General features: G+C 37.4%; 4 protein-coding genes. All 4 read left to right on the top strand.

Annotation, left to right across the window (positions count from 1 at the left end; translation table 11 throughout):
* On the top strand, positions 1–379 hold a 379-nt coding region (locus Q0X66_RS15805), incomplete at its 5' end, for an AI-2E family transporter (protein ID WP_297708083.1).
* A gap of 663 nt (positions 380–1,042) precedes the next feature.
* Positions 1,043–3,430: a hypothetical protein gene (locus Q0X66_RS15800; RefSeq protein WP_297708081.1), complete on the top strand. Its 2,388-nt coding sequence runs from the start codon at positions 1,043–1,045 to the stop codon at positions 3,428–3,430.
* Positions 3,427–3,729 (top strand): LuxR C-terminal-related transcriptional regulator, encoded by a 303-nt coding sequence (locus Q0X66_RS15795; protein ID WP_297708079.1) that lies wholly within the window; start codon positions 3,427–3,429, stop codon positions 3,727–3,729. Before Q0X66_RS15800 ends, Q0X66_RS15795 begins: the two co-directional genes overlap by 4 nt.
* A 316-nt stretch (positions 3,730–4,045) precedes the next feature.
* Positions 4,046–4,225: hypothetical protein (locus Q0X66_RS15790; protein WP_297708077.1), on the top strand; the 180-nt coding region annotated here is incomplete at its 3' end.

Here is a 4,225-nt window from a genome sequence, read left to right as displayed (position 1 = left end):
TCTTCTGAATTACATTCCCAATATAGGATCTTTTATTGCAGCCGTTCCTGCTGTCCTGTTTGCCGCGGTACAACTTGGACTTGAAGGGGTTTTATGGACTGGAATTGTTTTCGTAGTGGTCAATGTAGTAATTGGCAATATTGTTGAGCCAAAAATGATGGGTAAAGGTCTGGGTCTTTCTACTTTTGTAGTCTTTCTGTCACTTCTGTCCTGGGGATTTATGCTGGGTACAGTGGGCATGTTTTTATCGGTACCCTTAACTATGGCCATAAAAATAATGCTTGAACAGGATTCCAATACAAAATGGCTTGCCATTGCCCTGGGCACGGAAGATGAAGCACAGGCTATAATTGATAATCAAAAATCCCCAACGGATTAAAAGCAAGAGAAAGAGACGACCACAAGTGGACTACCACAGTTGTCTTAATCCTACTAGACATGGTTCACTTTTTTGAACCTGCTAAATATTTCTCCAACAAAACATTTTTTAAATGATACGCTGAAAATCTATAATAAACTTTACTACAATTGCATATTAACTTAGAATTGGTCATTTTTTGTATTGCGTTCCAAATCATTTCGGCCGATTGGTTATAATAAGAATTTCCTATTGCCCGTAATTGTAAAAGATTGAATAGTGTCCAGGTTCCATTAATAAAAAAACAGCTTACAACAACGTGACCTATGAAAAACCCTATTCCATCCCGATAGCTTCTCCTTCGTAATACTATGGAGAAGGAGCTATCGGGACTCTAAAGTTAAAAGAAGGGCAGTTGATCTATGACACGATATCATCAAAATGTATCTAGCCGAACCTCATTATCCTTTCTTTTCTGATATGGTTAATTACATAAATGTAGTATCTTCATTTACAACTTAATATTCTATAACCAAACATACGAGCCGAACCGTTAGGTGCAAGGCGGTCCATAACAAAGCTATGAATTAGCTAAAGGATTTTTATTTTTCCTTGTAATCAGGTAAAAACTCAGTTACATCTTTTTATAACTGATATGGAATCATTTTTTAACTAAATTTAGCAATGCTATTCACAAAGCTACACCGGCCACCTGTTTCCAGGGAACATGTTTACAGAACGCATCTGGTTGAACTTCTGGAAAAGAACATACACAAACCCCTTACACTGGTTTCTGCCGGTGCCGGTTATGGTAAGAGCATGTTGGTTAGTTCCTGGTTAGAAAAATCCAAAATTCCGTATGCATGGGTTTCTTTAAGTGATGAGGACAATGATCTCAGACTTTTTATTGATGGTATTTCCACTTCTTTAAGAAAAAAGTTTCCAAAAGCTTTGAGGAATATAAATAACTATTTGGAAACTGATTCATTGCCGCTATTAAATGTTTTATCCGACAGCCTTATTAATGGTTTAGATGAAATTGATAAAGAGTTTGTTTTGGTTTTAGATGACTATCATCTAATCCGAAACAACCAAATTAATGAACTGATAAACAAGTTACTCCAATTTCCTGCACAGCATATGCAATTGGTAATTATTACCAGGAACGATCCATTTTTAAATTTAAATTCTTTAAGGGCACACAGCCGCATCAATGAGATTCGTATGGCAGACCTGTGCTTCAATGAAAGTGAAATTTTGGAATTGTTGAAGAATATTTTTCAAACAGCAACAAGTAGAGCAATTTCGCATAAATTGATGAAACAAACGGAAGGATGGATTACTGGTTTGCGTTTGTTATTGTTAATGGTAAAGAAAGGTGAGGACTTAAATGAATCCCTTGAAAAAATTCATGCTATTAATCCTACAACCACTGATTTTTTACTGGAAGAAGTAATCTCAGATCAGCCTGAAACAATCAGGAATTGTCTTCTTAAAATGTCAATTCCTGATCGGTTTTGCGATGAATTGGTGAATGAACTATGTCTTCCTCATATTGAAAATTTGGAAGATGATATAATTGGGAAAGATGTGATTCAAACCCTCCTTAAAGCCAACCTCTTCACAATCTCATTGGATTATGAAAGGAAGTGGTACAGGTTCCATCACCTGTTTAAGAAGATGCTTCAAAACCAATTGAAGAAACAACATAGTATTGACGAGATTAATTCGTATCATTTAAAAGCTTCTGAATGGTTTGATAAAAATGATTTTAAAGAAGAAGCTGTTAAACACGCCCTTAAGGGGCATAAAATTGATTTGGCAGCTGATTTAGTGTCCCGCTATCGGTTTGAGCTTTTGGATGCCGGGAAAATCCATCGTTTAGACGATTTGATAGATTTGTTACCGTTGAGCATTATTGAAGAAACACCTGCACTCTTAACTGCCAAAGGCTTTATCATGGATTACCATGGTCAAATGCCTGAACTTTTTGAGTATAAGGAAAAAGCCAAAGCTATTTTAAGTGATTTGTCCATACAGTCTCAGGAAATGAAGGCCATATTGGGCGAAGTAAAAACAATTGAAGGAGAACTATTCATCTTATCAGGAGATACGAAAAGTGCCTTTGAATATTCGAGAAAGGCGCTTGATTTATTGCCGGATAGAGCCAGCCATGCGCAGTCTTTTGCATTGGGAACACAGGTGCTCTGTTATCAAATGAACAATGATATTGAAAGCGCAAAAAAAGCAGCGATAGAATTTCCTCCAGTGTCCTATCTTTCTATAACAAGAATGCAATTTTGGTATTCGATGGCATATGCTATGGAAGGAAATCTAGTGATGGTGAAAAAGCATACGTTAAATCTTATAAAACTTGGTAAAAAGCATGGGCAATTGGAGTCGGTAGTGTTTGGCAAGTATTTTATAAGTATGGCCCATTATTTATCTAACGAAGATGAGCTGGCCAAATCCTATTTAGAAGCGGTCGTTAATGATCCTTATGTTGCCCGTTCATTTTATTTGGCCCAGTGTGCGTTCATGCTGTCCGCTATCCACATCGATAATGGTGAGGTGAAAAAAGCAGACCAATTGATGGATTTTATTATCCGGCATTTCGAAGAAACCAATGAAATACCGGCCATCGCCATTGCAAAAGCCATGCAGGTTGAGCTGGCCTTAAAAAGAAACGATATTGATAAAGCACAACTGCTGAACAAACAGCTGGATTCGTATGAGCTAATACCTCCTTTATGGTTTGTTTATGTTCCCCAATTAACCCCGGTAAAACTGAAATTGGTTATAAACACAGCCGAAAGTATTGCGGAAGCGATTCAAATACTCACAGAAATTGAACAAACTTTACGGCAAACCAATAAAAAAGCCATATTAATTGATGTGTTTATTCTGCAAGCTCTGGCGTTAAAGGCACAGAAAAAGCCCAAAGAGGCCTCATTGAAAATTACGGAAGCTTTATCACTCAGTAGCATTGGTGGCAGCATCCGTATGTACATTGATTATGGCAAAGAAGTAAAGGAACTATTTGCCGGACTATCAATTGGCATATTAATTTGATTTTAAAAGCCATAAATGAGAGGGAAAGTGAACAACTCAAAGGAATACAAATTGTGCAGGAAAAAGTAGTTGTGCCAAAAAATGATAAGGTTGTATTAAATACCCTTTCTCTCCGGGAAAAAGAAGTGCTGGAATTGGTTGCTCAAGGTTTGAGAAACAAAGAAATCGCCGATAAGTTATTTATATCAACAGATACCATAAAAAAACACCTGTACAATTCCTTCCAAAAACTGCATGTAAGCACCCGCTTAAAGTTGGTGCATAAGGCAAAGCAGTTGGGGCTCCTTGATTCAAAATAAGTATAGCTAATTTCGGCCGATAACCGATTTAATCCACCTTCGCGTTCCAATTCGGCGGACGAGAAGGTAGTGGTTAAACCAGCCGGCTGCTGGCAGGTTCCCCGATGCTCTCATCGGAAACTAGGGTCCAGGGTTCTACCCTGGGGTAAATACCATGTATTTCTATCCTTCCTCTTTTTCCACTTTTCTTCCACTTTTGGGTATTTCACTAGTGAGCCGCTCTAAATATCTTTATTACCATAAATCCAAGGTCTATGAGTCCAATCTTGGATCTATTAGTCCAATCTTGGAGAATTATGATTATAAAAATTAAATCATGGCAGAAGATATAAAAGAGTTTAAGGGGCCTGCGATTTATTGCATAAAAATCAAGGGTGTCATTGATCAGCGTTACGCAGGGCATTTTGGCGATATGATAATAAGTACTGACAAAAAAGAGGAAGGTAAGACCACCTGTAAGCTTACAGGAAGTATAAAGGATCAAGCTGAGTTGATG

Source organism: uncultured Eudoraea sp. (genome assembly GCF_947260015.1).
In the GTDB taxonomy this organism is placed as follows: domain Bacteria; phylum Bacteroidota; class Bacteroidia; order Flavobacteriales; family Flavobacteriaceae; genus Eudoraea.
Note: the sequence above shows the minus strand (reverse complement) of the source record. Positions and strands in the feature narration are given on the sequence as shown.